Annotated in this window: 26 protein-coding genes; 13 read left to right on the top strand and 13 right to left on the bottom strand. The window is 66.6% G+C overall.

Annotated features, from left to right (window positions below):
* Nucleotides 1–34 precede the first annotated feature (34 nt).
* Together GA0116996_RS01255 and purN are read right to left on the bottom strand one after the other, a co-directional pair.
* Nucleotides 35–1,438 (bottom strand): RsmB/NOP family class I SAM-dependent RNA methyltransferase, encoded by a 1,404-nt coding sequence (locus tag GA0116996_RS01255; RefSeq protein WP_092306562.1) that lies wholly within the window; start codon nucleotides 1,436–1,438, stop codon nucleotides 35–37.
* Nucleotides 1,435–2,103: a phosphoribosylglycinamide formyltransferase gene (purN, locus tag GA0116996_RS01250; RefSeq protein WP_092306560.1), complete on the bottom strand. Its 669-nt coding sequence runs from the start codon at nucleotides 2,101–2,103 to the stop codon at nucleotides 1,435–1,437. Before purN ends, GA0116996_RS01255 begins: the two co-directional genes overlap by 4 nt.
* Nucleotides 2,104–2,356: 253 nt before the next feature.
* Here purN and GA0116996_RS01245 point away from each other — a divergent pair, with 253 nt between their 5' ends.
* On the top strand, nucleotides 2,357–3,016 hold the full coding sequence (locus GA0116996_RS01245; RefSeq protein ID WP_012353747.1) for a response regulator: 660 nt from the start codon (nucleotides 2,357–2,359) through the stop codon (nucleotides 3,014–3,016).
* A gap of 44 nt (nucleotides 3,017–3,060) precedes the next feature.
* Here GA0116996_RS01245 and GA0116996_RS01240 read toward each other — a convergent pair whose 3' ends face one another.
* Nucleotides 3,061–4,875 (bottom strand): hybrid sensor histidine kinase/response regulator, encoded by a 1,815-nt coding sequence (locus GA0116996_RS01240; protein ID WP_092306558.1) that lies wholly within the window; start codon nucleotides 4,873–4,875, stop codon nucleotides 3,061–3,063.
* A gap of 235 nt (nucleotides 4,876–5,110) precedes the next feature.
* Here GA0116996_RS01240 and GA0116996_RS01235 point away from each other — a divergent pair, with 235 nt between their 5' ends.
* From GA0116996_RS01235 to dut, 5 genes are all read left to right on the top strand, one after another.
* Nucleotides 5,111–6,115 (top strand): bifunctional riboflavin kinase/FAD synthetase, encoded by a 1,005-nt coding sequence (locus tag GA0116996_RS01235; protein ID WP_092306556.1) that lies wholly within the window; start codon nucleotides 5,111–5,113, stop codon nucleotides 6,113–6,115.
* Nucleotides 6,116–6,234: 119 nt separating this feature from the next.
* Nucleotides 6,235–9,126: an isoleucine--tRNA ligase gene (gene ileS, locus GA0116996_RS01230; RefSeq protein WP_092306554.1), complete on the top strand. Its 2,892-nt coding sequence runs from the start codon at nucleotides 6,235–6,237 to the stop codon at nucleotides 9,124–9,126.
* The gene (gene lspA, locus GA0116996_RS01225) at nucleotides 9,126–9,653 is read left to right on the top strand and encodes a signal peptidase II (RefSeq protein WP_092306552.1); all 528 of its coding nucleotides are present in this window, start codon (nucleotides 9,126–9,128) and stop codon (nucleotides 9,651–9,653) included. Before ileS ends, lspA begins: the two co-directional genes overlap by 1 nt.
* A gap of 47 nt (nucleotides 9,654–9,700) precedes the next feature.
* Nucleotides 9,701–10,903, top strand: a complete 1,203-nt coding sequence (gene coaBC, locus GA0116996_RS01220) for a bifunctional phosphopantothenoylcysteine decarboxylase/phosphopantothenate--cysteine ligase CoaBC (RefSeq protein WP_092306550.1) — start codon at nucleotides 9,701–9,703, stop codon at nucleotides 10,901–10,903.
* Between the two features lie 28 nt (nucleotides 10,904–10,931).
* Nucleotides 10,932–11,432, top strand: a complete 501-nt coding sequence (dut, locus tag GA0116996_RS01215; RefSeq protein WP_092306548.1) for a dUTP diphosphatase — start codon at nucleotides 10,932–10,934, stop codon at nucleotides 11,430–11,432.
* A 56-nt stretch (nucleotides 11,433–11,488) separates the two neighbouring features.
* On the opposite strand, the gene GA0116996_RS01210 is transcribed toward dut, so the two are convergent.
* The 4 genes from GA0116996_RS01210 to clpS form a co-directional block, all read right to left on the bottom strand.
* Complete coding sequence (locus GA0116996_RS01210) at nucleotides 11,489–12,337, bottom strand: VOC family protein (RefSeq protein ID WP_092307332.1); 849 nt, start codon at nucleotides 12,335–12,337, stop codon at nucleotides 11,489–11,491.
* Nucleotides 12,338–12,381: 44 nt separating this feature from the next.
* A complete protein-coding gene (locus GA0116996_RS01205) occupies nucleotides 12,382–13,389 on the bottom strand; it encodes a tripartite tricarboxylate transporter substrate binding protein (protein WP_092306546.1) in 1,008 nt (335 codons plus the stop codon).
* Nucleotides 13,390–13,516: 127 nt separating this feature from the next.
* Nucleotides 13,517–15,811, bottom strand: a complete 2,295-nt coding sequence (gene clpA / locus GA0116996_RS01200; RefSeq protein WP_018007976.1) for an ATP-dependent Clp protease ATP-binding subunit ClpA — start codon at nucleotides 15,809–15,811, stop codon at nucleotides 13,517–13,519.
* Nucleotides 15,808–16,134, bottom strand: a complete 327-nt coding sequence (gene clpS, locus GA0116996_RS01195; protein WP_010814998.1) for an ATP-dependent Clp protease adapter ClpS — start codon at nucleotides 16,132–16,134, stop codon at nucleotides 15,808–15,810. Before clpS ends, clpA begins: the two co-directional genes overlap by 4 nt.
* Nucleotides 16,135–16,645: 511 nt before the next feature.
* Between clpS and GA0116996_RS01190 the strand changes: the two genes are divergently transcribed.
* Nucleotides 16,646–16,852: a cold-shock protein gene (locus GA0116996_RS01190; RefSeq protein WP_012353757.1), complete on the top strand. Its 207-nt coding sequence runs from the start codon at nucleotides 16,646–16,648 to the stop codon at nucleotides 16,850–16,852.
* A gap of 232 nt (nucleotides 16,853–17,084) precedes the next feature.
* Here GA0116996_RS01190 and GA0116996_RS01185 read toward each other — a convergent pair whose 3' ends face one another.
* Nucleotides 17,085–17,546: a VOC family protein gene (locus GA0116996_RS01185; RefSeq protein ID WP_092306544.1), complete on the bottom strand. Its 462-nt coding sequence runs from the start codon at nucleotides 17,544–17,546 to the stop codon at nucleotides 17,085–17,087.
* A gap of 142 nt (nucleotides 17,547–17,688) precedes the next feature.
* Nucleotides 17,689–18,939 (bottom strand): NADP-dependent isocitrate dehydrogenase, encoded by a 1,251-nt coding sequence (gene icd, locus GA0116996_RS01180; protein WP_092306542.1) that lies wholly within the window; start codon nucleotides 18,937–18,939, stop codon nucleotides 17,689–17,691.
* Nucleotides 18,940–19,217: 278 nt separating this feature from the next.
* Between icd and GA0116996_RS01175 the strand changes: the two genes are divergently transcribed.
* The 3 genes from GA0116996_RS01175 (at nucleotide 19,218) to GA0116996_RS01165 (ending at nucleotide 20,810) form a co-directional block, all read left to right on the top strand.
* Complete coding sequence (locus tag GA0116996_RS01175; protein WP_092306540.1) at nucleotides 19,218–19,880, top strand: pseudouridine synthase; 663 nt, start codon at nucleotides 19,218–19,220, stop codon at nucleotides 19,878–19,880.
* Nucleotides 19,881–19,987: 107 nt separating this feature from the next.
* On the top strand, nucleotides 19,988–20,188 hold the full coding sequence (locus GA0116996_RS01170) for a hypothetical protein (RefSeq protein WP_092306538.1): 201 nt from the start codon (nucleotides 19,988–19,990) through the stop codon (nucleotides 20,186–20,188).
* A 169-nt stretch (nucleotides 20,189–20,357) separates the two neighbouring features.
* Nucleotides 20,358–20,810, top strand: coding sequence for a DUF192 domain-containing protein (locus GA0116996_RS01165; protein WP_092306537.1), 453 nt, complete (start codon nucleotides 20,358–20,360; stop codon nucleotides 20,808–20,810).
* 47 nt (nucleotides 20,811–20,857) lie between these two features.
* Here GA0116996_RS01165 and GA0116996_RS01160 read toward each other — a convergent pair whose 3' ends face one another.
* The gene (locus tag GA0116996_RS01160) at nucleotides 20,858–21,343 is read right to left on the bottom strand and encodes a YajQ family cyclic di-GMP-binding protein (protein WP_092306535.1); all 486 of its coding nucleotides are present in this window, start codon (nucleotides 21,341–21,343) and stop codon (nucleotides 20,858–20,860) included.
* A 123-nt stretch (nucleotides 21,344–21,466) separates the two neighbouring features.
* On the opposite strand from GA0116996_RS01160, the gene murB reads away from it, so the two are divergent.
* The gene (murB, locus tag GA0116996_RS01155; RefSeq protein WP_092306534.1) at nucleotides 21,467–22,486 is read left to right on the top strand and encodes a UDP-N-acetylmuramate dehydrogenase; all 1,020 of its coding nucleotides are present in this window, start codon (nucleotides 21,467–21,469) and stop codon (nucleotides 22,484–22,486) included.
* A 36-nt stretch (nucleotides 22,487–22,522) separates the two neighbouring features.
* On the opposite strand, the gene ppnP is transcribed toward murB, so the two are convergent.
* Together ppnP and argF are read right to left on the bottom strand one after the other, a co-directional pair.
* Complete coding sequence (gene ppnP, locus GA0116996_RS01150) at nucleotides 22,523–22,834, bottom strand: pyrimidine/purine nucleoside phosphorylase (protein ID WP_092306532.1); 312 nt, start codon at nucleotides 22,832–22,834, stop codon at nucleotides 22,523–22,525.
* A gap of 79 nt (nucleotides 22,835–22,913) precedes the next feature.
* Nucleotides 22,914–23,837, bottom strand: a complete 924-nt coding sequence (gene argF / locus GA0116996_RS01145) for an ornithine carbamoyltransferase (RefSeq protein ID WP_092306530.1) — start codon at nucleotides 23,835–23,837, stop codon at nucleotides 22,914–22,916.
* Between the two features lie 442 nt (nucleotides 23,838–24,279).
* On the opposite strand from argF, the gene GA0116996_RS01140 reads away from it, so the two are divergent.
* A complete protein-coding gene (locus GA0116996_RS01140) occupies nucleotides 24,280–24,579 on the top strand; it encodes a DUF3579 domain-containing protein (protein ID WP_012353767.1) in 300 nt (99 codons plus the stop codon).
* A 113-nt stretch (nucleotides 24,580–24,692) separates the two neighbouring features.
* Here GA0116996_RS01140 and rpsT read toward each other — a convergent pair whose 3' ends face one another.
* A complete protein-coding gene (rpsT, locus tag GA0116996_RS01135; RefSeq protein WP_006579059.1) occupies nucleotides 24,693–24,959 on the bottom strand; it encodes a 30S ribosomal protein S20 in 267 nt (88 codons plus the stop codon).
* A 320-nt stretch (nucleotides 24,960–25,279) separates the two neighbouring features.
* Here rpsT and murJ point away from each other — a divergent pair, with 320 nt between their 5' ends.
* On the top strand, nucleotides 25,280–26,830 hold the full coding sequence (gene murJ, locus GA0116996_RS01130; RefSeq protein WP_092306528.1) for a murein biosynthesis integral membrane protein MurJ: 1,551 nt from the start codon (nucleotides 25,280–25,282) through the stop codon (nucleotides 26,828–26,830).
* Nucleotides 26,831–26,868 lie beyond the last annotated feature (38 nt).

Here is a 26,868-nt window from a genome sequence, read left to right as displayed (position 1 = left end):
CGCGCGGCGCGGGCGGCGCGGCTGCAAACCGCGATCAGCTGGTGCGTTCCAGCACCGCGGCAAAGAAGCCATCGGTCTGGTGCAGGTGGGGATACAAGGCGAACATGCCGTTGTCCGGCAGGCCCGGCACTTCGATCTTCTGGTCGGCCAGCACTTCGGCGGCCGGCACCAGGCGGAAGTTCGGGTGCGCGGCGAGGAAATCGCGCACGATCTGCTCGTTCTCGGCTTCCAGCACGCTGCAGGTCGCGTACACCACGCGGCCGCCGCCCTTCACCAGGCGCGCCGCGGAGTCCAGGATCGCGGTCTGCTTGGCGGTCAGTTCCAGTACCGACTCCGGCGATTGCCGCCACTTCAGGTCGGGATTGCGGCGCAGCGTGCCCAGGCCGCTGCACGGCGCGTCCACCAGCACGCGGTCGGCCTTGCCGGCCAGGCGCTTGATCTTGGCGTCGCGTTCGGAGTCGATCAGCACCGGATGGACATTCGACAGGCCGCTGCGCGCCAGCCGCGGCTTCAGGTTGGCCAGGCGCTTTTCCGATACGTCGAAGGCATAGAGCCGGCCGGTCGAGCGCATTGCCGCGCCCAGCGCCAGGGTCTTGCCGCCCGCGCCGGCGCAGAAGTCGACCACCATCTCGCCGCGTCGCGGCGCCACCAGGCTGCACAGCAGCTGGCTGCCTTCGTCCTGCACCTCGACCAGGCCGTTGACGAAGATCGGCAGCTGGTTCAGCGCCGGCTTGCCGGTCATGCGGATGCCGGCCGGCGCCATCGGCGTGGGCTCGGCGCCAAGGCCCGCGGCCTGCAGCTCGGCCAGCGCATCCTCGCGGCTGGTCTTGCCCAGGTTGACGCGCAGGTCCAGCGGCGCCGGGCGCAGCCAGGCATCGCCCAGCGCCGCGGCAAAGGCCTCGCCATGCTGGCGCACCAGTTCGTCGTACAGCCACTCGGGCAGGTTGGCGCGCACGCGAGGGGCCAGGCTGGAGCGCTCGATGGTGGTCAGGCGGTCCAGCCACGCGGCTTCGTCGGGATACAGGAACGGCGACAGCGCATCGCGGCCCAGCGTCGCCGCCAGCCCCAGCAGCGCCAGGCGACGCGAGGCCGCGCCGGTGCCGCTCTCGGCAAACTGCGCAAACTCGACGCGCCGGCGCAGCACCGCGTAGATCGCTTCGGCAATGATGCCGCGCTCGCGGTGGCCGAGCTTGGCGTTTTCGCGGAAGTAGTAGCTGACCACCGCATCGGCGGGCCGCGCGAACAGCATGACCTTGCCCAGCAGGCGATCGATATGCTGGATGTGGGTGGCATGCAGGCCGCCATGGGTGCGCGTAGGTGCGCCGTTGGCACCGCCGGCATTGGGCGACTTGCGGATCGGGCTGCTCTTGCCCTTGCTGCGCGCGGGGGCGCGGCCCTCGCCGCGCGGGGAACGGTTTCCTGCCTGGGTACGGCTCATGCCTGGACTCCTGCCGCCGGGGTCGCGGCGGAGATGGCCATCAGCAATTGCGGTTCGGCCGGGTTGATAACGTTGACCACGCCATTGTGCAGCTGCAGCCGGTCCTCGACGAACCACTGCACGGCGCGGGGGTAAATCACGTGCTCGCACGCAAGCAGGCGCTCGGCCAGGGTCGCGGGCGTATCCGCCGGCAGCACGTCGAGCGCGGCCTGGATCACGATCGGGCCATGGTCCAGCTCCGGGGTCACGAAATGCACGGTCGCGCCATGCAGCTTGACACCGGCATCCAGCGCCTGCTGGTGGGTATTCAGGCCGGGGAAGCACGGCAGCAGCGACGGATGGATATTCAGCAGCCGGCCCGCGTAGCGGTCGACAAAGCCGGGCGTGAGTATACGCATGAAACCCGCCAGCACCACCAGATCGGGGGCATGGGCATCGATGGCCTCGGCCAGCGCCGCGTCGAAGGCGGCCCGGTCGGGATACTGGCGATGGTCGACCACGCCGGTTTCAATGCCTTGCTGGCGCGCAAACTGCAAGCCCGCGGCGTCCGGCCGGTTCGACAGCACCGCCGCCACCCGGGCGGGCCAGCCCCCGTCCGCGCAGGCACGGACGATGGCTTCCATATTGGAGCCTCGCCCGGAAATCAAGATGACAATTTTTTTCATCGCGCAATTCTACCAAGGCGAGGCGCTAAACTCCGGTAAAGCCAAACCAGTACGTGCTTAATTCACGAGATCCGGACAGGCGCCGGTTTCCTGGCCTGTGGTAGCGAAGCCCTATAACCCGATTGATGGATTGTGACGCTTCGCCCCCTCTGCTAGAGTGGGCCCTACGTCCACGCGCCATTCCTGTGCATGACTCAGGTTTTCCGGAGAGGTGACAACAAGGACGAAACGGGATATTTGAACGGGAATTCGCATGTCGAACGCTGCACCGACGTTGTTGGTGGTCGATGATCATCCTATGGCCTTGTCAGGGACCACCGCCTTCCTGGCCGAAGTCATGCCGGATGTGGCAGTCCATGCCGCCGGCAGCGCCCGCGAGGCCCTGGCCAGCCTGCAGCAAGGCTTGCGCCCCGATATCGTGCTGCTCGATATCTGGCTGAACGACGGTACCGGCTTCGATGCCATGCAGACCTTCAAGACCGTCATCCCGGGCGCGCGCTTTATCTTCATGTCGGCCGAGGCCACCCCTGAAATCGTCGGCCGCGCCCGCGCGCTGTCGGCATGCGGCTTCGTCGGCAAGCACCTGGACGCCAATGCCTTCACCGCCGCGGTGCGCAAGGTGCTGGCCGGCGACACCGCCTTCCCCACCGACGAAGCCCTCAACGGGCGCGCGCAGTCGTTCGGCCCGGCCCACGGCATTCCGGTCACGCCCGCCGAACTGGGCCTGACGCCGCGCCAGGGTTCGGTGCTGGCGCTGGTGCTGGAAGGCCTGCCCAACAAGGTGATCGCGCGGCGGCTCGGGCTGACCGAGAACACCGTCAAGGAACACGTGTCCGCCATCTTGCAGCGCCTGGGCGTGCGCACCCGCATGCAGGTGATGTCGCGCATGGAACGGTTCCGGCTGCGCCAGTAAGGCGAGCCACCTTCCCCGCAGCCTGCCTGGGCGCGCCCGCCGCGCTAGGCCGGCCGCAGCCAGCGCCGCAGCAGCAGCCGCAGCGAGGCCGGGTCCACCGGCTTGGGCAGCACGAAATAGCCCGCCTCTTCCGCCGCCGCCAGCGCGGCTGACTTCAAATCCCCCGTCAGCAATGCGCTGCGCGCCTGCGGCTGCGTGTTCTGCCAGCGCTCGAGCAAATCCAGGCCGTTCTCGCTGCCGGGCAGGCGCAGGTCGCAGAAGATGATGTCCGGGCGCAGGCCCTGGGCGAACAGCTTGTCGGCCTCGGCACCGTGCGCGGCGCAGGCCACGCGAATACCCCACGCCTCCATCAGCGCGATCCAGGCCTTGCGGATCTGGCTGTCGTCGTCGACCACCAGCACCGTGCCCCGCAGGCGATCGGGCTTGGCCTCCTCGGCCTGCGCCATGGCGCGCATCTCGCGCACGCTGGCGACGGTCTCGGCCGGCACCGGCGCCAGCGCGAACCAGAACACCGAGCCCTTGCCCGGCACCGAACGCACGCCATAGGTGCCGCGCATCAGTCGCACGCATTCCTTGAAGATCGCCAGCCCCAGGCCCAGGCCCTGCGACGGGTCCCGCTGCGGGTTGTGGACCTGGTAGTAGGGCGAGAAGATGTCCGGCAGATGCTCGGGCGTGACGCCGGCGCCGGTGTCCCACACCTCCAGCCGCACGTGCTTGCGGCGCTGGCGCGCGGTCACCAGCACGCCGCCGCGCTGGGTATAGCGCAGCGCGTTCTGCACCAGGTTGAACAAGGCCCGGCGCAGCAGCACCGGCTCGGCCATCGCGTACAACTCGTCCGGCACGCGCGGGGTCAGGGTCAGCCCGTTTTCGCGCGCGTCGGCGGCAAACTGGCTCATCACGTCGCGGATCAGCGCGCCCAGCTCGCAGGGCTCCAGCGTCGGCAGGACCTTGCGTCCTTCCAGCTTGGACAGGTCCAGCAGCGAGCGGAACAGCAGATCGATGGTCTGCGTGCCCGCCGCCACCTGCTCCACCAGCGGATGCAGCGCGCTTGACTGGTTGCGCGCGCGCAGCGCCTCGACCAGCATCACCAGCGCATGCACCGGCTGGCGCAGGTCATGGCTGGCCGCGGCCAGGAAGCGCGACTTCTCTTCGCTGGCATGCAGGGCCCGCTCCTTCTCGTCCTGAAACTGCTTGGCCAGGCGCCGGCTGTCGCCCTCCAGCTGGATCGCGCGCACCAGCGTCACCTGCAGGTTGAAGGCGTGGCGCGACAGCATCAGCGCGTAGATTGCCAGCAGGCCCTGCACATAGACGCCATGGCCGGGAAAGGCGAATTCCGCCATCAGGAGGTTCGGCACCATGATCGGCACGCCGGCGTAGACCAGGTTCGACGGCACCGGCGCCTGCGACACCGCGCCGCCGGCCAGCACGCCGAGGGTGAGCAGGTACAGCACGCTGGAGAACACCGGCGAGGCTGTATACAAATGCAGCAGCGCCGAGCTGCCCCAGGTCACGCCGGTCAGGAAAGCGACCGCGCGCATATTGTTCCACCACTTGTGCGTATGCGCGGAACGGCTCATCAGGGCGTGGTCGCGCTGGTAGCCGATGTAGAACCACAGCCCGCCCGCCGTGAGCAGCAGCATCACCGCGCACCAGCCCAGCAGCGCGCCACGGCTGACGTCGTTCCAGAAGCCGAGGGTGGTCAGCGCGGGCAGCAGCACCGAAGCGACGATGGCGGTTGGCGCATTCTTGTGCACGATCGCCATCAGCTTGGCGCGCGTCTCGACGTCGAGCTGGGCGCTCGGCTGAGGCAGGCCCCGGGGCAGGAGCCGGGAAAAGAACCGATAGGTCAGCGCTTTCAACTGGGAATCAGGAATGGGCGTAAGGCCGGGCATGCCGCGCGGCGTGCCGCAGCAGTCCCGTAGTGAGCCAAAGTGGCGCCTATCATGCCGCCTTTTGTAGCATCGCGCCATGGCGGGAGGGCCGGTTGCGGCACAAAAGCCGCAGCGCGGGGACCGGCCGGGGGCGGCGGCAGCGGCAAGCCGACCCATTCGCCTTATAATGCTCGCTTTACCCGAATCGTTTCCCGCCGTCCCCGTGAAAGTCTTCCGCGGCCTGCCCAACGCCGAAAGCCGGGCGCCCTGCGCGCTCACCATCGGCAATTTCGACGGTGTGCATCGCGGCCACCAGTCGCTGCTTGCGCGCGCGCGCGCGGCGGCGGATGCGCGCGGCCTGCCGCTGTGCGTGATGACCTTCGAGCCGCATCCACGCGAATTCTTCACGCCGGACAAGGCCCCCACCCGCATCGCGCTGCTGCGCGACAAGCTGGAAAGCCTGCGCCGCAACGGCGTGGATCGCGTGGTGGTGGAACACTTCAACGCCCACTTTGCCGGCCAGTCGCCGCAGGAATTCGTCGAGAACGTGCTCTGGCATGGCCTGCATACCCGCTGGCTGCTGGTCGGCGACGATTTCCGCTTCGGCGCCAGGCGCGCCGGCGATTTTGCCTACCTGCAGGAGGCGGGGCGCCGCTACGGCTTCGATGTCGAGCAGATGGGCTCGGTGTCCGAAGGGGGCATCCGCATTTCCAGCTCGGCGGTACGCCAGGCACTGGCCGATGGCGACCTGGAGCACGCGCGGCACCTGCTCGGCCACGGCTACGCCATCAGCGGCCACGTGATCCACGGCCGCAAGCTGGGCCGCGACCTCGGCTTCCCGACGCTGAACCTGCGCATTTCGCACAAGCGGCCCGCGGTCAGCGGCATCTTCGTGGTGCAGGTGCACGGCATCGCCGAGCATCCGCTGCCCGGCGTGGCCAGCATCGGCGTGCGCCCCACCATCGAGGACGCCGGCCGGGTGCTGCTGGAAGTCCACCTGTTCGATTTCAATGAAAGCCTGTACGGCAAGCTGGTGCGGGTCGAATTCATGAAGAAGCTGCGCGACGAGGCGCGCTTCGACTCCCTGGATGAACTCACCGCCGCGATCGCCAAGGACAGCGCCGATGCGCGCGCCTTCTTCGGCCTGACGGCGCCAGGCGCCGCGGCGGCGGCGGAAGCCAGCGGCGGCCGCGATTTCGCCACCTCGGCCACCGACCGAATTAGGTAGCGGCCGGCGCCCCGCACCCCGCTGCGCGGGCCCGGTTCGCACGCCGCCTGCCCCAGCCTTCACGCGCGCCCGCCGGCCACAGCCGGCCGCGCGCCAACCGAATTGCCCTGAGAATCGAAATGTCTGACGACAAACGCGCCAAGTCCGAGAAGAACAAGTATCCCGTCAACCTGCTCGACACGCCCTTCCCGATGCGTGGCGACCTGCCCAAGCGCGAGCCGCAATGGGTCAAGCAGTGGCAGGACAAGCAGCTCTACAAGAAGATCCGCGCGGCGCGCAAGGGCGCGAAGAAGTTCGTGCTGCACGATGGCCCGCCGTATGCCAACGGCGATATCCATATCGGCCACGCCGTCAACAAGGTGCTCAAGGACATGATCATCAAGGCGCGCGGCCTGACCGGGCTCGACGCCGTCTACGTGCCGGGCTGGGACTGCCACGGCATGCCGATCGAGATCCAGATCGAGAAGAAGTTCGGCAAGGGCCTGCCGGTGCAGGAAGTCCAGGCCAAGGCGCGCGCCTATGCCACCGAGCAGATCAAGCGCCAGATGGTGGATTTCGAGCGTCTCGGCGTGCTGGGCGACTGGGACCACCCCTACCTGACCATGAACCACAGCAACGAGGCGGACGAACTGCGCGCGCTCGGCAAGATCATGGAAAAGGGCTACGTGTTCCGCGGCCTGAAGCCGGTGAACTGGTGCTTCGACTGCGGCTCGGCGCTGGCCGAGGCCGAAGTCGAATACAAGGACAAGGTCGACCTGTCGATCGACGTGGGCTTTCCGTTCGCCGAGACCGACAAGCTGGCGCACGCGTTCAAGGTGCCGGTCGAGCGGATCGACGCCAGGCCGGGCTGGATCGTGATCTGGACCACCACGCCGTGGACCATCCCGAGCAACCAGGCGCTGAACGTGCACCCCGAGGTGGAATACGCGCTGGTCGACACGCCGCGCGGCCACCTGATCCTCGCCACCGAGCGCGTCGAGGAGCAGCTGAAGATCTACGGCCTGCAGGGCGAGGTGGTGGCCACCACCACCGGCGCGGCGCTGTCGGAGATCCGCTTCCATCATCCGCTGGCCCGGATGGAAGCAGGCTATGACCGGCTCTCGCCGATCTACCTGGGCGACTACGTCACCACCGACACCGGCTCGGGCATCGTGCACTCGGCGCCGGCCTATGGCGTGGAAGACTTCCAGTCGTGCAAGGCGCACGGCATGCCCGACAGCGACATCATCAGCCCGGTGATGGGCAACGGCGTCTACGCCGCCACGCTGCCGCTGTTTGGCGGGCTGTCGATCTGGGACGCCAACCCGAAGATCGTCGAGGCGCTGCAGGCCTCGGGCAACCTGTTCAATTCGCACAAATACACCCACAGCTACATGCACTGCTGGCGCCACAAGACGCCGATCATCTACCGCGCCACCTCACAGTGGTTCGCGGGCATGGACGTGGACCCGGCCGAGGAAAACGGCAAGCCCGTGCCGACGCTGCGCGAGACCGCGCTGGCGGGCATCGAGGCGACCGAGTTCTATCCGTCGTGGGGCAAGCAGCGCCTGCACAACATGATCGCCCACCGCCCGGACTGGACCCTGTCGCGCCAGCGCCAGTGGGGCGTGCCGATGGCGTTCTTCGTGCACAAGGAAACCGGCGCGCTGCATCCGCGCACGCCCGAGCTCCTGGAAGCGATCGCAAAGCGCGTCGAGCAGCACGGCATCGAAGCGTGGCAGACGCTGGACCCGGCCGAACTGCTGGGCGACGAGGCCAGCCAGTATGAGAAGAACCGCGACACGCTCGACGTCTGGTTCGATTCCGGCACCACGCACTGGACCGTGATCCGCGGCTCGCACCGCGACGACCTGTACGAACCGACCGCCGACGATGCCGACGGCCGCCTGGCCGACCTGTACCTGGAAGGCTCGGACCAGCATCGCGGCTGGTTCCACTCGTCGCTGCTGACCGCCTCGATGCTGTATGGCAAGCCGCCCTACAAGGCGCTGCTGACGCACGGCTTTACCGTCGACGGCGAAGGCCGCAAGATGTCCAAGTCGATCGGCAATACCGTGTCGCCGCAGGACATCGCGAACAAGATGGGCGCCGAGATCATCCGCCTGTGGGTGGCCTCGACCGATTACTCCGGCGAGCTGTCGATCTCGGACGAGATCCTCAAGCGTGTGGTGGAAGGCTATCGCCGCATCCGCAATACGCTGCGTTTCCTGCTGTCGAACCTGTCCGACTACGACCATGGGAAGCACGCGCTGCCGGCCGCCGAGTGGCTGGAGATCGACCGCTACGCCGTGGCGCTGACCGCGCAGCTGCAGAAGGAAGTGCTGTCGCACTACGAGGCTTACGAATTCCACCCGGTGGTGGCCAAGCTGCAGACCTTCTGCTCCGAGGACCTGGGCGGTTTCTACCTCGACGTGCTGAAGGACCGCCTGTACACCACCGCGCCGGACTCGAAGGCGCGCCGCGCCGCGCAGAACGCGCTGTATCACATCACCCAGGCGATGCTGCACTGGATGGCGCCGTTCCTGTCGTTCACCGCCGAGGAAGCGTGGCAGGTGTTCGCCCATGGCACCGAGCACAACGACACCATCTTCACCAGCACCTATTACGCCGTGCCGGAAGTCGACGACGCCGACGACCTGCTGCAGAAATGGCATGCGCTGCGCGAAGTGCGCGCCGAAGTCACGCGCCAGCTGGAAGCGGTGCGCGTGGAAGGCGAGATCGGTTCGTCGCTGCAGGCCGAGCTGACCATCCAGGCCGGCGGTCCGGTGCTGGCGGCGCTGCAAAGCCTGGGTGACGACCTGCGCTTCGTGCTGCTGACCTCGTCGGCCAAGGTCGCGCCCGCGCCCGAGGCCGGCGACCTGCTGGTGACGGTGACCCCGTCGGCGCATGCCAAGTGCGAGCGCTGCTGGCACTACCGCGCCGACGTCGGCCACAACCCCGACCATCCCACCCTCTGCGGCCGCTGCGACAGCAACCTGTTCGGCGCCGGCGAACACAGGAGCCATGCCTGATGGCATCGACCACGTCCCGTTCGACGCGCCCGGCGCGCCGCAACAAGGCTGCCGGCAGCACCACCCCGCTGCTGTGGATGGCCTTTGCGCTGCTGGTGGTGCTGCTCGACCAGTTCTTCAAGATCGTGATCGTGCGCAGCTTCAGCTACGGCGAATCGCGCCCGGTGACCGGCTTCTTCAACCTGGTGCTGGTCTACAACAAGGGCGCGGCGTTCAGCTTCCTGGCTGACGCCGGCGGCTGGCAGCGCTGGTTCTTCACCGGCCTGGGCGTGGTGGTCGGCGCGTTCATCGTCTGGCTGCTGTACCGCCATACCGGCCAGCGGCTGTTCTGCTTCGCGGTGTCGCTGATCCTGGGCGGCGCGGTCGGCAACGTGATCGACCGCGTGGCCTACGGCCACGTGATCGATTTCCTGGACTTCTACGTGGGCAGGTATCACTGGCCGGCTTTCAATGTCGCGGACTGCGCGATCACGGTGGGCGCGGTGCTGCTGATCGTCGACGAGCTGCGGCGGGTGCGCAAGCACTGAGCTGCGCCGCTACCTTTCCCCTTCCCTTCCCAGCCAGGTTCCCCACCATGGATTTGCGCGGCAAGCACATCGTTCTCGGCCTGACCGGCGGCATCGCCTGCTACAAGTCGGCCGAACTGGTCCGGCTGCTGACCAAGGCCGGCGCCACCGTGCAGGTGGCCATGACCGAGGCGGCGACGCATTTCATCACGCCGGTGACGATGCAGGCGCTGTCGGGCCGGCCGGTCTTCCTGTCGCAATGGGATGCGCGCATCGACAACAACATGGCGCATATCGACCTCTCGCGCGAGGCCGACGCCATTGTCATCGCCCCTGCATCCACCGACTTCATGGCGCGGCTGGCCAACGGCCTGTGCGACGACTTGCTGAGCACGCTGTGCATCGCGCGCGACTGCCCGCTGCTGGTGGCGCCGGCGATGAACCGCCAGATGTGGGCCGCGCCCGCCACGCAGCGCAACGCCGCGCAGCTGCGTGCCGACGGCGTGGTGATCCTGGGCCCGGGCAGCGGCGACCAGGCCTGCGGTGAAGTCGGCGACGGCCGCATGCTGGAGCCCGAGGAGCTGCTCGACGACATCATCGCCTTCTTCCAGCCCAAGCCGCTGCAAGGCAAGCGCATGCTGATCACCGCCGGCCCGACCTTCGAGGCGATCGACCCGGTGCGCGGCATCACCAACCTGTCGTCCGGCAAGATGGGTTTCTCGATCGCGCGCGCGGCGCGCGAGGCCGGCGCCGAAGTGCTGCTGGTAGCCGGACCCACCGGCCTGCCCACACCGCGCGGCGTGATGCGCACCGACGTGCGCAGCGCGCAGCAGATGCATGACGCGGTGATGGCGCAGCTGCCCGGTATCGATGTCTTCGTCGCGGTGGCCGCGGTGGCGGACTGGCGCCCGGCCGAAGTCGCGCAGCAGAAGTTGAAGAAGGCCAGCGATACCGATACGCCGACACTGCAGTTCGTGCAGAACCCCGACATCCTGGCCGCGGTCGCGGCCCGCGCCGACGCACCTTACTGCGTCGGCTTTGCCGCCGAAAGCGAGAACCTGGAGCAGTACGGCGAGCAGAAGCGCCAGCGCAAGGGCGTGCCGCTGCTGGTGGGCAATATCGGCCACCACACCTTCGGCCTGGACGACAACGAGATCGTGCTGTTCGACGCCGCCGGCATGACGCGGCTGCCGCGCGCCGACAAGCTGTCGCTGGCACGGCAGCTGGTCGCGGCCATCGGCCAGCGCCTGCCCGGTCGCGCGCGGCCCTGACTTTTGCAACGTATTCCCGAGATTGCTTATGACCCAGCCTCTGAACCCGACCGTCGAAATCAAGGTGCTCGATGCGCGCCTGAACCAATGGGGCCTGCCCGCCTACCAGAGCGAGATGGCTGCCGCCATCGACCTGCACGCCTGCGTCGACGCGCCCGTCGCGATCGCGCCGGGCACACCGGCGCAGCTGGTGCCGGCCGGCATTGCCGTGCACATGGGCAACCCGTACATGGCCGCGACCATCGTGCCGCGCTCGGGCCTGGGCCACAAGAAGGGGCTAGTGCTGGGCAATTCGATCGGCGTGATCGATGCCGACTACCAGGGCCAGATCATGGTCAGCGTCTGGAACCGCAACGCGCCGGGCACGGAGCCGATCGTGATCCAGCCGGGCGAGCGCATTGCGCAGATGATGTTCGTGCCGGTGCTGCGTCCGGTGTTCTCGACGGTGGCAGAGTTCAGCCAGGACAGCGAGCGCGGTGCAGGCGGCTTTGGCTCGACCGGCGTGCATCACGCCAAGGCCAGCGCCTGACCGGTTGTCGGCCTCGGCATGAAGTACTGGCGCCCCGCGGGGCGCCAGTTTGCATTTCAGCCCTGCTGCTCGAACAGCAAGGCCACGCCGCTGGCGGCATCGGCCGGCACCAGCGTTTCGCGCGGACCCAGGTCGTGGGTCGGCACGCTCTGCTCGCGCCAGCCAGCGCGGGCCGCCGCAAGGTCGTGGGTGCGCAGGCGGATCGCCGCATACCCCGGCCCTTCGCGCCGGATATGCGCGCTGCCGGTGGCCGATGCCAGCGCCTGCGGCGTGCTGAGCACCAGCGTGGCATTGTCGACCGCCAGGCTGCTGACATGTTCGCTCAGCTGCGTCAGCTCGCCGCCGGTCAGTTCGGCATAGGCGCGCGCGGCGGCATCCACCAGCGCGGGGGCCACCACCAGGAACATGGTCGCGATGCTGTGCGCGCCGTTGGCATGGCGCATCCATTCGGGCCGCCACAGCAGCTCGGGCGTGCGGTGCTCGCAGACGAAATAGCGTGCTCCCGGGGCGTCGTCGAGCGCGGTCACGCGAAAGGTGGCCGGATGTTCGCTGCCATCGTCCAGCCGCACCGGACGCGAGAATTCGATCGGTTCCGAGGTATGCCAGCCGTCCGCGCGCAGCCGCGCCGCGGTGGCAAAGGCATCGGCGCTCTTGCACGACATCGCCGCACAGCCGCCGCCGCGCTGCTGGGCGTCCCAATAATACTGACGGCTGGGACTGGGCGCGGTCACGTGCAGCAGCTCCAGGTAGTCCCGCTGCAGCATGATGCAGTGGTTCTGCGAGCCCAGCGTGTGATAGCCGCGCGGCGTCAGCGTAAAACCCAGCCGCTGCCAGGCCTGAGCGCCGGCATCGAGGTCTGGGCACACCACCACGGCGTGATCGAACATTTCTGCTTGCGTTGCCATCGGCATCCCCCCGGACGCATGGCGCACGGCGGCGCCGGACTGGTTTATTCGAACTGGATATTGGCCTTGCGCGCCACCGCCTGCCATTTGTCATGCTCGCGGCGTACCAGCTGGCCCAGCTCGGCCGGGCTGCCGCCGACGATTTCGAAACCTTGCGCGCCAAGCGCATCGACCACGCGCGGCTGGCGCAGCGACTCGACCAGCGCGCCGTGGAGGCGCGTCACCGTCGCCGCCGGCAGGTCGGCCGGACCGAACACGCCGATCCACGAATACGCCTCGAAGCCCTTGAGGCCCTGCTCGGCCACCGTGGGCACCTGCGGCAACTGGCGCAGCCGGCTGGTGCCAGTCACGCCCAGCACCTTGATGGTGCGCGCGGCCACGTGCGCCTGCACCGCCGCGTAACTGCTGAAGAAGATGTCGACCTCATTGGACAGCACCGCCTGCACCGCCGGGCCGCCGCCCTTGTAGGGCACGTGCAGCATATGCACGCCTGCCTCGGTCGCGAGCGCCTCGGCCGCGAGCTGGTTCAGGCTGCCGATGCCCGACGATGCATAGCGCACGCCGTCATGCCTCGCCCTGGCCAGCGCCACCAGTTCGCGCACGTTCGACGCCGGCAGCGCCGGGTTGGCGGCGATCACCAGCGGGAAACGCACCAGCTGCGAGATCGGCGAGAAATCGCGGAAGGTGTCGTAGGGCAGCTGCTTATAGGCAAACGGATTGATCGCATGCGTGTCGAACGCCATCAGCAGCGTATTGCCGTCGGGACGGGCGCGCGCCACGGTGCTCGACGCGATCAGCCCGCCCGCGCCCGGCTTGTTGTCCACCACCACCGTTTGCCCCAGCACCGCTTTCAGCCCGGGCTGCAGCTGCCGGGCGACGATGTCGACGCTGCCACCCGGCGGGAACGGCAGCACCAGTGCGATCGGCCGGTGGCTGGCGGCGCTATCGGCGGCGCTGGCGGCGGTGGCATGAAGCATCGGGCCCGGCAAGGCGCCCAGCGGCAGGATCTTGAGCAGCAGGCGGCGGCGCCGCGTGCGGTCGGCGGATGACATCGGGTCGTTCGGTTTCGGGGCGCTGGAGGCGTGGGGCGGCAGGAAAAAAAACAGGGCGGCCAGTGTGGCCGCCCTGCTATTTTGCCCGATGATCGACCGCGGTGCTGGCAACGCGGCCGAATATCGCTCAGGCTTCTGCGCGCTGTTCCTCGGGCGCCTCGGGCGGTTCGGGCTCGATCTCGGAGAAATCGAGCTTGATCTGGTCCTGTTCGTCCAGATCCACCACCACCTTGCCGCCGGAGACCAGGCGGCCGAACAACAGCTCGTCGGCCAGCGCCTTGCGGATCATGTCCTGGATCAGGCGCTGCATCGGACGCGCACCCATCAGCGGATCGAAACCCTTGTGCGCCAGGAACTTGCGCAGCTTCTCGCTGAAGCTGGCTTCCACCTTCTTCTCGTGCAGCTGCTCTTCCAGCTGCATCAGGAACTTGTCGACCACGCGCAGGATGATTTCCTCATCGAGCGAGCGGAAGCTGATGGTGGCATCCAGCCGGTTGCGGAACTCCGGCGTGAACATGCGCTTGATGTCGGCCATCTCGTCGCCCTGCTCGCGCGAGCTGGTGAAGCCGATGGTGGCGCGGTTCATGGTCTCCGCTCCCGCATTGGTGGTCATGATGATGATCACGTTGCGGAAGTCGGCGCGCCGGCCGTTGTTGTCGGTCAGCGAACCATGGTCCATCACCTGCAGCAGGATATTGAAGATATCCGGATGCGCCTTCTCGATTTCGTCCAGCAGCAGCACGCAGTGCGGCTTCTTGGTGACGGCCTCGGTCAGCAGGCCGCCCTGGTCAAAGCCGACGTATCCCGGCGGCGCGCCGATCAGGCGGCTCACCGCATGGCGTTCCATGTATTCGGACATGTCGAAGCGCAGCAGCTCGATGCCCATGATGAAGGCCAGCTGCTTGGCGACCTCGGTCTTGCCCACGCCGGTGGGGCCCGAGAACAGGAACGAGCCGATCGGCTTGTCGGTCTTGCCCAGGCCCGCGCGCGACATCTTGATCGCCGACGCCAGCGCCTCGATCGCCGGATCCTGGCCGAACACCACCGACTTCAGGTCGCGCTCCAGCGTCTGCAGCTTGCTGCGGTCGTCCTGGTTCACGCTCTGCGGCGGGATGCGCGCGATGCGCGAGACGATGTCCTCGATCTCGCCCTTGCCGATGGTCTTCTTCTGCTTGGACTTCGGCAGGATGCGCTGCGCCGCGCCGGCTTCGTCGATCACGTCGATGGCCTTGTCCGGCAGGTGGCGGTCGGTGATGAAGCGCGCCGACAGCTCGGCCGCGGCGGTCAGCGCCGACGACGCGTACTTGACGCCATGGTGCTCCTCGAAGCGCGACTTCAGCCCGCGCAGGATCTGCACGGTCTGGTCCACCGACGGCTCGACCACGTCGATCTTCTGGAAGCGCCGCGACAGCGCCGCGTCCTTCTCGAAGATGCCGCGGTATTCGGTGAAGGTGGTCGCACCGATGCACTTGAGCTGGCCCGACGACAGCGCCGGCTTGAGCAGGTTGCTGGCGTCCAGCGTCCCGCCCGAGGCGGCGCCCGCGCCGATCAGCGTGTGGATCTCGTCGATGAACAGGATCGCGTTGGGATTGTCCTTGAGCGACTTGAGCACGCCCTTCAGGCGCTGCTCGAAATCGCCGCGGTACTTGGTACCGGCCAGCAGCGCGCCCATGTCGAGCGAGTAGACGGTGGCCTTTTCCAGGATATCCGGCACCTCGTTCTTGGTGATGCGCCACGCCAGGCCTTCCGCAATCGCGGTCTTGCCGACGCCGGCCTCGCCCACCAGCAGTGGGTTGTTCTTGCGCCGGCGGCACAGCACCTGGACCACGCGCTCGACTTCGCTCTCGCGGCCGATCAGCGGATCGATCTTGCCGGCCTTGGCCAGCGCGTTCAGGTTCTGGGTGTATTGCTCGAGCGGGCTTTCCTTGCCGTCGCCGCCCTCGCCCTCGCCGGCCGCCTCGCCATGCTTGGCCGGCTCGGACTGGTCCTTGCGGATGCCGTGGCTGATGAAATTGACCACGTCCAGGCGCGTCACGCCCTGCTGCTGCAGGTAATAGACGGCGTGCGAATCCTTCTCGCCGAAAATCGCGACCAGCACGTTGGCGCCGGTCACTTCCTTCTTGCCGTTGGAAGTCGACTGGACGTGCATGATGGCGCGCTGGATCACGCGCTGGAAACCCAGCGTGGGCTGGGTATCGACCTCGTCGGTACCCGGTACCACCGGCGTGTTGTCCGCGATGAAGTTCTTAAGGCTGGTGCGCAGGTCCTCGATATTGGCCGCGCAGGCGCGCAAGACTTCAGCTGCCGTGGGATTGTCGAGCAATGCCAGCAGCAGGTGCTCCACGGTAATGAACTCGTGGCGTGCCTGCCTGGCTTCGACAAAAGCCATATGCAGGCTCACTTCCAATTCTTGCGCAATCATGCTTCCTCCATCACGCACTGCAGGGGGTGCCCCGCCTGCCGCGCGTGCGTTGACACCAGCTCGACCTTAGTCGCCGCGATATCCCTGGTGTAGATACCACAGACGCCCTTACCTTCCCGGTGCACGGTCAGCATGATCTGCGTCGCCGTTTCCCGGTCCCTGCTGAAATACTGCTGCAGGATCATCACGACAAACTCCATCGGAGTGTAGTCGTCGTTCAGCAGCACCACCTTGAACATGGCAGGCGGTTTCAGCGCCTGCTCTTTGCGCTCCAGGATGGTGCCCGCTTCGCGTTGTGGGACATTCGCAAGCCGTGTAGCCATGGCTTTATTCTAACCCTTACTCGCAACTCTGCAATTTGGGGAAAAGGCGGTGGATTCAAGAGTCCGGCCACCGGTTTTCCGGGGTAAATGGAAGCGGATAGTTCCGCCGAAGGCCTTGCAAGGCACGTCGCCGCACCGTCCGAAAAGCCGGGCCGGCGGCCGCCGATTCATGGCAACGGTAACATCAGGCGCCGTCCTGTTCCTGCCACACCCTTCTGGCAGTGGGGAATCCGCCAGCTTGACAGTCTCCGGCTTTGCCAGAAAAATCGGTCGCACACCCACCGAAGGCCACGAGCCAAAGCAACAGCCAAGGCGGGTGATCCGTGAGCAGGGAGGCCCACGGCCCGCGGCGGCGAGTCAGCAATCAGACTGGCCACCTCGCGATAGCACACCTCGCCGCGCGTCATCGCCGGCCGCATTTCAGCACGCGGCCAGCCATGGCGCCGCAGTCCGTGCCGTCTGGCTGGCAAGCTTCCCCGCTTGAAAATCTGCTATTTCGTTGGGGGAGTATATGGCAAGCGGTATCGTCAAATGGTTCAATGACGCCAAGGGATTCGGGTTCATCAAGCCGGACGAGGGCGAAGAAGAACTGTTTGCGCACTTTTCGGCTATCCAGATGGCGGGCTTCAAGACGCTGAAGGAAGGCCAGCGCGTCTCGTTCGAGGTGGTCCAGGGCCCGAAGGGCAAGCAGGCCACCAATATCCAGGACGCCAGCTAAAGCGCGCCGCGACCGCATCCCCGGCCGCAGAGCCACCGGAGCGGTCAACCAGGGTGTGGGGGATGCAAACCCCCGGGACGGGACCGATGCCAGCGCCCCCGCTGGCCGCCAGGGGCGGCGCGGCGGGCACCGGCTCGCATCAGCGACACGCACACCCGATCGAAAGCCCGGCCTGGCGCCGGGCTTTCTGGTTTTTGAGCCGGCCTTCCTTGCAGCGCCCGCTCGCGCCGGTTCAGGTCCAGCCGTCGATCTTCAGGCCGCTGGCCTGTTCGGCCTCCTCCTTGGTTACCTTGCGCACAGTCTGGCCGAAGGTCCAGACATGGCCCTCGGCATCGCGGGCGGTGTAGGTGCGGTCACCATAGAACTCGTCCTGCGGCTCGCGCAGGATCACGGCCCCGGCGGCCCGGGCCCGCTCGCAATGCTGGTCGAGCCCGTCGGGCAGATGCACGTGCACGGTCTGGGTATTCTTGTCCCCGATCGACGCCGGGCTGGCGGTAAAGTCGGCCCATTCGCTGCCCACCATCAGGTAGCTGTCGCCGAAACGCATTTCGGAATGCACCAGCTGCCCTTGCTGGTCGCGGATCACCATGACGCGCTCGAAGCCGAACGCCCGCTCCAGCCAGTCCAGCGCCGCCAGCGGATCCTTGTAGAACAGTGCCGCGCCGAACGCGGTGCGGCGGAAGGGATCGTCCATGCCAGTCTCCCCCGGGCCGTATGCCCGTCAGTCCAGAAGTTCTAGCCAACGCCGCGTCAGCCGGCAAGAAAAAACCCCGGTACGGGGTATCCGATACCGGGGTTCTTGTCGGCAGTTCGCCCGCCCTGGCGGGAGTCTGTGCTTACATATTCTCGATCATCACCTGCCCGAAGCCCGAGCACGATACCTGCGTCGCGCCTTCCAGCAGGCGCGCAAAATCGTAGGTGACCTTTTTGGACAGGATCGACTTCTCCATCGACGCGATGATCAGGTCGGCGGCCTCGGTCCAGCCCATGTGGCGCAGCATCATTTCCGCCGACAGGATTTCCGAGCCCGGATTGACGTAATCCTTGCCGGCGTACTTCGGCGCGGTGCCGTGGGTGGCCTCGAACATCGCCACCGAGTCCGACATGTTGGCGCCCGGCGCGATGCCGATGCCGCCGACCTGCGCCGCCAGCGCGTCAGAGACGTAGTCGCCGTTCAGGTTCAGCGTGGCGATCACCGAGTATTCGGCCGGGCGCAGCAGGATCTGCTGCAGGAAGGCGTCGGCGATGGCATCCTTGACCACGATGTCCTTGCCGGTCTTCGGGTTCTTGAACTTGCACCACGGGCCACCGTCGACCAGCTCGGCACCGAACTCCTTCTGTGCCAGCTCGTAGCCCCAGTCGCGGAAGCCACCTTCGGTGAACTTCATGATGTTGCCCTTGTGCACCAGCGTCACCGACGGCTTGTCGTTGTCGATCGCATACTGGATCGCCTTGCGCACCAGCCGCTCGGTACCCTCGCGCGACACCGGCTTGACGCCGATGCCCGAGGTAGCGGGGAAGCGGATCTTCTTCACGCCCATCTCGTTCTGCAGGAAGGCGATCAGTTTCTTGGCCTGGTCGCTTTCTGCCGCCCATTCGATGCCGGCGTAGATGTCTTCCGAGTTCTCGCGGAAAATCACCATATCCGTCTTTTCCGGCTCGCGCACCGGCGAGGGCACGCCCTTGAAGTAGCGTACCGGGCGCAGGCAGACATAGAGGTCCAGCTGCTGGCGCAGCGCCACGTTGAGCGAGCGGATGCCGCCGCCGACCGGCGTGGTCAGCGGCCCCTTGATCGACACCACGTATTCCTTCAGCACGTCCAGGGTTTCATCCGGCAGCCACACGTCCGGGCCGTAGACCTTGGTCGACTTCTCGCCGGCGTAGATCTCCATCCAGGCGATCTTGCGCTTGCCGCCGTAGGCCTTGGCCACGGCCGCGTCGACCACCTTGATCATCACCGGGGTGATATCGAGGCCCGTACCGTCGCCTTCGATATAAGGAATGATCGGGTTGTCCGGGACATTGAGCGAAAAGTCCTGGTTGACCGTGATCTTTTCGCCTGCCGGAACCTTGATGTGTTGGTACATGACGTCTCCAGTTACGGAACGGTTGTGACTGCCGCCGGTTCGTGGCCGGACGGCGAGATTCGGGAAGATGGCGCTGTGCATTGTAGCGGGCCTGGATGCCCCGCCCATACTGCCATGCATCATGCCGGCGCCATGCCTGGTCGGCTTCAGTCTTATATAAGACACAAGACTAATTTTATATTATGCAGCAATTTTTCATCATCCGCCAATCGGGCCGGACCCCGAGCCGGCCGGCCTGACCGACCTGCACACGCGCCGCTGCGGCATACTTGCGCCCCATGACCCTGATTGCCCTGAACAAGCCGTTTGGCACCATGAGCCAGTTCTCGGAACACCCGACGCGGCCGACGCTGGCGTCGTGCGTGTCGGTGCCCGGCGTCTATCCGGCCGGCCGGCTCGATGCCGACAGCGAGGGCCTGCTGCTTCTGACTGACGATGGCGCGCTGCAGGCGCGCATCGCCGACCCGCGCCACAAGCTCGAAAAGACCTATCTGGCGCAGGTCGAAGGCATTCCCGACGCGGACGCCCTCGCCCGCTTGCGCGCCGGCGTCGATCTTGGCGATTTCGTGACCCGGCCGGCGACGGTACGCGCTATCGAACCCCCCGGCTGGCTGTGGCCGCGCCACCCGCCGGTGCGCTTTCGCGCCGCCATCCCGACGACGTGGCTGGAGCTGAAGATCCGGGAAGGCAAGAACCGGCAGGTGCGGCGCATGACGGCGGCGGTGGGGTTTCCGACGCTGCGGCTGGTCCGGGTGGCAATCGGCGCGCTCGACCTGCGCGCGCTCGGCCTTGCCCCCGGCCAATGCTGCGAGGTGCCGCTCGCCGACTCGGGCCTTGCGCTGATATCGCCAGCGGCGCGCCCTGTCCCGGCGCCACGCACTCATGTCTCCAAGACCAGACAGGCGAACGGCGCCAAGCGGCGCTTACGTTACAAAAGCTAACAAATCGACCGTCAACGCTGCCAACAGCGGCCTCGTTCTTGTCGGGGACACGTCCAACCACGCGTCACCACTTTCCCGACTGCTTTTATCCTTCGAGGTAATACGCCATGAAAAAACTGATCGCTGCACTGGTTGTCGGCCTGTTCGCCACCGGCGCCTTCGCCCAGGCCGCTGTGCCTGCCGATCCGGCCACGCCCGCGGCCGCGGCCACCAAGGAAGCCCCGAAGAAGACCGCAAAGAAGAAGGCTACCCACAAGAAGCACAGCAAGAAGAAGGAAACCGCTGCTGCCGCGGCCCCGGCCGCATAACAGGGCTGGCACCACTGCCGGGCCGTGCGCCCGCAGCAAAAGCAAGGCAGGTCGCCACCAGGGCGCCTGCCTTTTTTGTTTTCGTGCCGGTTGCACCATGCTCAGCCACTGGTGCAACGTGCGTTATGCTTGCGGCTGCCCGACGCCGAGCCTTCCCGGACTGACCATCATGCCCCTGTTGTCGAAGACCCTGACCTCACGCTGCTGTTTCGTGATCGCCGCACTGGCGGCCGGCGTTGCCAACGCCCAAGGCGCACTGCCGGTGGCGCCACTGACCGCGGGCATGTATGCGATCCAGGCCGAAGTCGCGGCCACGCCCGCGGCGCGCGAGCAAGGCCTGATGTACCGGAAATCGATGGCGCCCAATGCGGGCATGCTGTTCGTGTTCGAGCAGAAGGCGGGCCACTGCTTCTGGATGCGCAATACCGAGCTGCCGCTGTCGATCGCGTTTCTCGCCGACGACGGCACTATCGTCAATATCGAAGACATGGCGCCGCGTACCGAAAACAACCATTGCCCGAAGGCGGCCATCCGCTATGCGCTGGAAATGAACCGGGGGTGGTTCGCGCAGAAGGGCATCAAGGCCGGCGCGAAGATCGGAGGATTGCCGCAGCCGCGCTGATGGGCGGCCGCGCGCGGCGCCGGCAAGGGAGCCGGCGCGGGTGCCGCTCAGTCGCGGAAGTTATTGAAGTCCAGCGGTGCCTCGGACACATCCTTGCGCAGCATGGCGATCACGTTCTGCAGGTCGTCGCGCTTGGTGCCCGACACGCGCACCGTGTCGCCCTGGATACTGGCCTGCACCTTGAGCTTGCTGTCCTTGATCATGCGCACGATCTTCTTGGACAGGTCGCCGGTCACGCCCTTCTTGATGGTGATTACCTGCTTGACCTTGTCGCCGCTGATTTTCTCGGTCTTGCCGTAATCCAGGAAGCGCACATCGACGTTGCGCTTGGCCATCTTGCTGATCAGCACGTCCTTGACCTGGTCCAGCTTGAAATCATCGTCGGCAAAGGCGGTCAGTTCGTTTTCCTTGTGCTCGACCCGGGCGTCGGAGCCCTTGAAATCGAAGCGCGTCGAGATTTCCTTGTTGGCCTGCTCGACGGCGTTCTTCACCTCGACCATGTTCGCTTCGCACACTACGTCAAACGACGGCATTGCATTCTCCTTGTGATCCGTATGCCCGGAAGCCGGCCGCGCACGGCGCCTTCCGTATAATCCAGCCTACCTCGCAGTTCCGGGTCGCGCACACCAGCGGCGGCCGCGTCACCTTTCCCTTGCATGGCAGATTTCCACGAATTCTATCCCCTGCGTCGCCACAATACATTCGGATTCGATGCGCGCGCACGCTTTGCGGTGCAGGTGCGCAGCGAGACCGACCTGGTCACGGCCCTTGCCGACCCGCGCGCTGAAGGCCTGCCCCTGGTGGTGCTCGGTGGCGGCAGCAATGTCGTGCTGACCGGCGATCTCGACGCGCTGGTGCTGCTGATGGAAATCCCCGGCTACCAGGTCGAAGCCACCAGCGAAGGCGGCGATGCCTGGCTGGTCACCACGGGCGCGGGCGAAAACTGGAACGCGCTGGTCAACCGCACCATCGCCGACGGCATGCCGGGGCTGGAAAACCTGGCGCTGATCCCAGGCACCGCCGGCGCCGCGCCGATCCAGAACATCGGCGCCTACGGGGTGGAGCTGCGCGAGCGCTGCGCCGGCGTGCGGGCCTATGACCGGCACACCGGCACCTTCGTCTGGCTGGACCTGCAAGCATGCGAGTTCGGCTACCGCGACAGCCTGTTCAAGCGCGCCGGCGCCGGGCGCTACATCATTACCGCGGTCACGCTGCGCCTGCCGAAGGGATGGCAGCCGGTGCTGTCGTACGGCGAACTGGCACGCGAACTGGACGGCCAGGCCGCGCCGGACGCGGCCGCCATCCGCGACGCCGTGGTCGCGATCCGCTCGCGCAAGCTGCCCGACCCCGCGCAGCTGGGCAATGCCGGCAGCTTCTTCAAGAATCCACTGGTCAGCGCCGCGCAGCGCGATGCCTTGCTGCAGGCGCATCCGGACCTGGTCAGCTATGTGCAGCCCGACGGCTCGTACAAGCTGGCGGCCGGCTGGCTGATCGACCGCTGCGGCTTCAAAGGCCTGAGCGACGGCCCGGTGGGCGTCTATGGCAAGCAGGCCCTGGTGCTGGTGCACCACGGCGGCGGCACCGGCGCGATGCTGCTGGCACTGGCCAACCGCATTGCCGATACCGTGCAGGCCCGCTACGGCGTGCGCATCGAGCCCGAGCCGGTGGTGCTGTAAAGCTGACGGGCCAGCCGCGCTGACCCGCCGCGACTGTCACTCGAAGTGGCAGACGTAGTCCAGCGTCTCCAGCACCTCGATGTCGAAGCTGCTGTTGCCCGGCACGCTGAACTGCTGGCCGGCGCCGTAGGTCTGCCAGGCTTCCGACCCGGCCAGGCGCACGCGGCAGCTGCCGGCGTTGATTTCCATGATTTCGGGCGCGCCGGTGTTGAAGGTGAGCGATGCCGGGAAAATCACGCCCAGCGTCTTGCGGGTGCCGTCCGGGAACAGCACGGTGTGGCTCACGCACTTGCCGTCGAAATACAGGTTGGCTTTCTTGACGACCGATACGTTGTCGAACTGGCTCACTTCCATCTCCTTGGGTGTCTTGCGAAAGACGTAAAAAGAGGGGCCGCAACGGCCCCTCTCCTGTTCACCCCGCGCGCGCTCAGTAGCGGCCGCAGAGCAGGTATTCCATCAGCGCCTTCTGCACGTGCAGGCGGTTTTCCGCCTCTTCCCAGACCACGCTCTTGGGGCCGTCGATCACGGCGGCCTCGACTTCCTCGCCGCGGTGCGCCGGCAGGCAATGCATGAAAAGCGCGTCGGGCGCGGCGCGGTCCATCATCGCGGTGGTGACCATCCAGTCCTTGAAGGCGCGCTTGCGGGCGTCGTTCTCGGCCTCGAAGCCCATGCTGGTCCACACGTCGGTGGTGACCAGGCTGGCGCCCTGGCAGGCCGCGAGCGGGTCGTCGAAAACCTTGACCAGAGCGGAGGCGGAAGCCGGCACCATGGCCGGGTCCAGCTGGTAGCCCGGCGGTGCCGAGAAGTGGAAGGTGAAACCGAGGCGCTCGGCGGCCTGGATCCAGGTGTACGCCATGTTGTTGGCGTCGCCGATCCACGCCACCGTCTTGCCGCGGATGCTGCCGCGCTGCTCGATATAGGTGAAGACGTCGGCCAGCACCTGGCACGGGTGGTATTCGTTGGTCAGGCCGTTGATCACCGGCACGCGCGAATGCGCGGCGAAGCGATCGATGATGTCCTGGCCGAAGGTGCGGATCATGATGATATCGACCATGCGCGAAATCACCTGCGCCGCATCCTCGATCGGCTCGCCGCGGCCCAGCTGCGAGTCGCGCGTGTTCAGGAAGACCGCATGGCCGCCGAGCTGGTGGATGCCGGCTTCGAACGACAGGCGCGTACGCGTGGAATTCTTCTCGAAGATCATGGCCAGCGTGCGGTCATGCAGCGGATGCCAGGTCTCGTAGTTCTTGAACTTGGCCTTCAGGATCCGCGCGCGGTCCAGCAGGTACTCGTACTCGTCGGGAGTGAAGTCGCTGAACTGGAGGTAATGCTTGATCGGGGTTGAGCTCATAAAACAAAGAAGGCGGCTCGGTGGGGACACGCCGTCACGAACTGTTCTTGCAAACTGTTCAGGATCGAAGCGCGTCGCGGAGCCGCCTTTCGCGTCGCATACGCAATTTAACTGCAAGGATCATAAGGGATTATTTCTGCTTTGGCGAGCCCGCATCAACCCGGCCGCGGCCTGCCGCGCCGTTGCGCTGACAGCTTCCTGACAGGATTTCGCCCTTATGCGCAACTCTTATATAAGATATAATACTGGCTGATTCACGCGGGGCCCGGCATACCCATGCCAGTGCCCGCCGCCGGCATCAAAAGTGCCCCTGCAGGACACCGACGCCCCGCCTTCCGGCTGGAACCAGCGCGAACCAATCGCGTCCCGGCCGCGTCAAACGGGCGCCCCGTCCAGCGGGCTTACCGTCGAGTCATCCGCCTCACCCGCAGTGTCCAGCCTCATGAACCCCAACGTTCGCGAATACTTTATCCAAGGCATTACCAAGGAAGGCAAGACCTTCCGCCCGAGCGACTGGGCCGAACGACTGTGCGGCGTGATGGCGCAGTTCCGCCCCGAAGGCGACAGCGGCGACCCGCGCCTGACCTACTCGCCGTACGTGCGGCCGATCTTTGCCGGCAACGTCAAATGCGTGGTGGTGGACGTGCGCCTGCGCGACATCGAGCCCAAGGCGCTTGACTTCGTGCTGAACTTCGCCCGCGACAACAACCTGCAGCTGGTCGAAGCCTGCTCGCTCGAATAAGCTCGCCGGCCGGACGCCGGAAAGCAAAAAAGCTCGTCGGATGACGAGCTTTTTTATTGGCGGAAGCCGGGGCATCCGTCCGTGCTGGGCCGCCTCAGCGGCCCGGGCAGCTATCAGGCAGCCATGGCCTTGATGGCGGCCGACAGGCGCGACTTGTGACGTGCAGCCTTGTTCTTGTGCACGATCTTCTTGTCGGCGATGCTGTCGATCACGGCTTGCGAGTTCTTGAAGATCTCGGCGGCAGCGGCCTTGTCGCCAGCGTCGATGGCCTTGCGGACGGCCTTGACGGCGGTGCGCAGACGCGAACGCAGGCTGGAGTTGTGAGCGTTCTGGGCAACGGCCTGGCGGGCGCGCTTGCGGGCTTGTGCGGAATTTGCCATGTAAAAAATATCCTGAATTCAGATGCGTGCCGCGGGGGACACAACAATTAAGTCATATCGAGCGACCCGGGATGCACTGACACACGAATCCGGAACGCAACTGTCCTTGTGAATCGGCAATTATACACAGATGCCGACGCACATGACAAGCCTGCAGGGACTTTGCCGGCGCAGGGGACGAGCGTCGGGCGATCCGTATAATAAGCGCCACATTGTGCCGGGCCACGTGGCGCGCCGGCAACTTTACGGCCCGGACCGCGTCTCAAGGAGCTCGCGGTGCCGCCGGGCACCGCTCCACCCGTCCCGCACCCGTCCGCACCTTGAACCTGCTCAAAGCGCTCGCCACCATCAGCAGCCTGACGATGCTCTCGCGCGTCACCGGCCTGGTGCGCGAGATCCTGATCGCCCGCGCCTTCGGCGCGTCGGACATGACCGACGCGTTCAACGTGGCCTTCCGCATTCCCAACCTGCTGCGCCGCATCTTTGGCGAAGGCGCGTTTTCGCAGGCCTTCGTGCCGATCCTGGGCGAATACCACACCCAGCGCGGCGACGCCCCGACCCGGGCCCTGATCGATGCCGTCGCCACCGTGATGACCTGGGTGCTGGTGGCCGTGTCGCTGCTGGGCGTGATCGGCGCGCCGCTAGTGATGACGGTGGTCGCCACGGGTTTCCGCGGGCAGGCCGATACCTATACCGCGGCCGTGTTCATGACGCGGGTGATGTTCCCGTATATCGGGCTGATCTCGCTGGTGGCGCTGGCGTCGGGCATCCTCAATACCTGGCGCAAGTTCGCGGTGCCGGCCTTTACGCCGGTGCTGCTCAACCTGTGCCTGATCGTGGCGGCGCTGTTCGTCGGCCCGCACATGGAGCAGCCGATCTACGCGCAGGCGTGGGGCGTGCTGGTGGGCGGCGTGCTGCAGCTGGCGATCCAGGTGCCGGCGCTGCGGCGCCTTGGGGTGATGCCGCGCATCCGCTTCAACCTGCGCGCGGCGTGGTCGGACCCGGGCGTGCGCCGCATCCTGCGCCAGATGGGGCCGGCGCTGCTGGCGGTGTCGGTGGCGCAGGTGAGCCAGATCATCAATACCAATATTGCTTCGCGGCTGGCGGCGGGGAGCGTCTCGTACCTGACCTATGCCGACCGGCTGATGGAATTTCCCACCGCGCTGCTGGGCGTCGCGCTGGGGACGATCCTGCTGCCGAGCCTGTCCCGGGCCAACGCGGCTGGCGACCATGCCGAGTACTCCAGCCTGCTCGACTGGGGCCTGCGCCTGACCTTCCTGCTGGCCGTGCCGTGCGCGGTCGGCCTGTTCGTGTTCGGCGCGCCGCTGACCGCGGTGCTGTTCAACTATGGCAAGTTCGACGCCCATGCGGTCGAGATGACGCGCCAGGCGCTGGTCTCGTATGGCGTGGGCCTGATGGGGCTGATTTCGATCAAGATCCTCGCGCCGGGCTTCTACGCGCGGCAGGATATCCGCACGCCGGTCAAGATCGCGCTGCTGGTACTGGTGATCACGCAGTTGTGCAACGTGGCGTTCGTGCCCTGGATCGGCCATGCCGGGCTGGCGCTGTCGATCAGCGCGGGCGCCACGCTCAACGCGCTGCTGCTGTTTTTCGGCCTGCGCCGGCGCGGGCTGTACCGCCCGGCGCCGGGCTGGTGGCTGTTCCTGGCGCAGCTGAGCGCTTCGGTGCTGCTGCTGTCAGGCATGCTGCTCTGGTTCGCGCGCAACTTCGACTGGATCGGCCTGGGCGCGACGCCGCTGCTGCGCATCGCGCTGCTGGCTTCGTGCCTGGTACTTGCAGCGGTGGTCTACTTCGGTACACTGTGGCTCATGGGACTGCGCTACTCTGCCTTCAGGCGCCGGGCCGGCTGATGGGTCAGCGGCAACTGCCATTGCCGGCTGACCGCCCG

This window comes from Cupriavidus alkaliphilus (assembly GCF_900094595.1).
Lineage (GTDB): Bacteria > Pseudomonadota > Gammaproteobacteria > Burkholderiales > Burkholderiaceae > Cupriavidus > Cupriavidus alkaliphilus.
The sequence above is the reverse complement of the archived record's forward strand: the minus strand, read 5'-3'. Positions and strand labels throughout refer to the sequence as shown.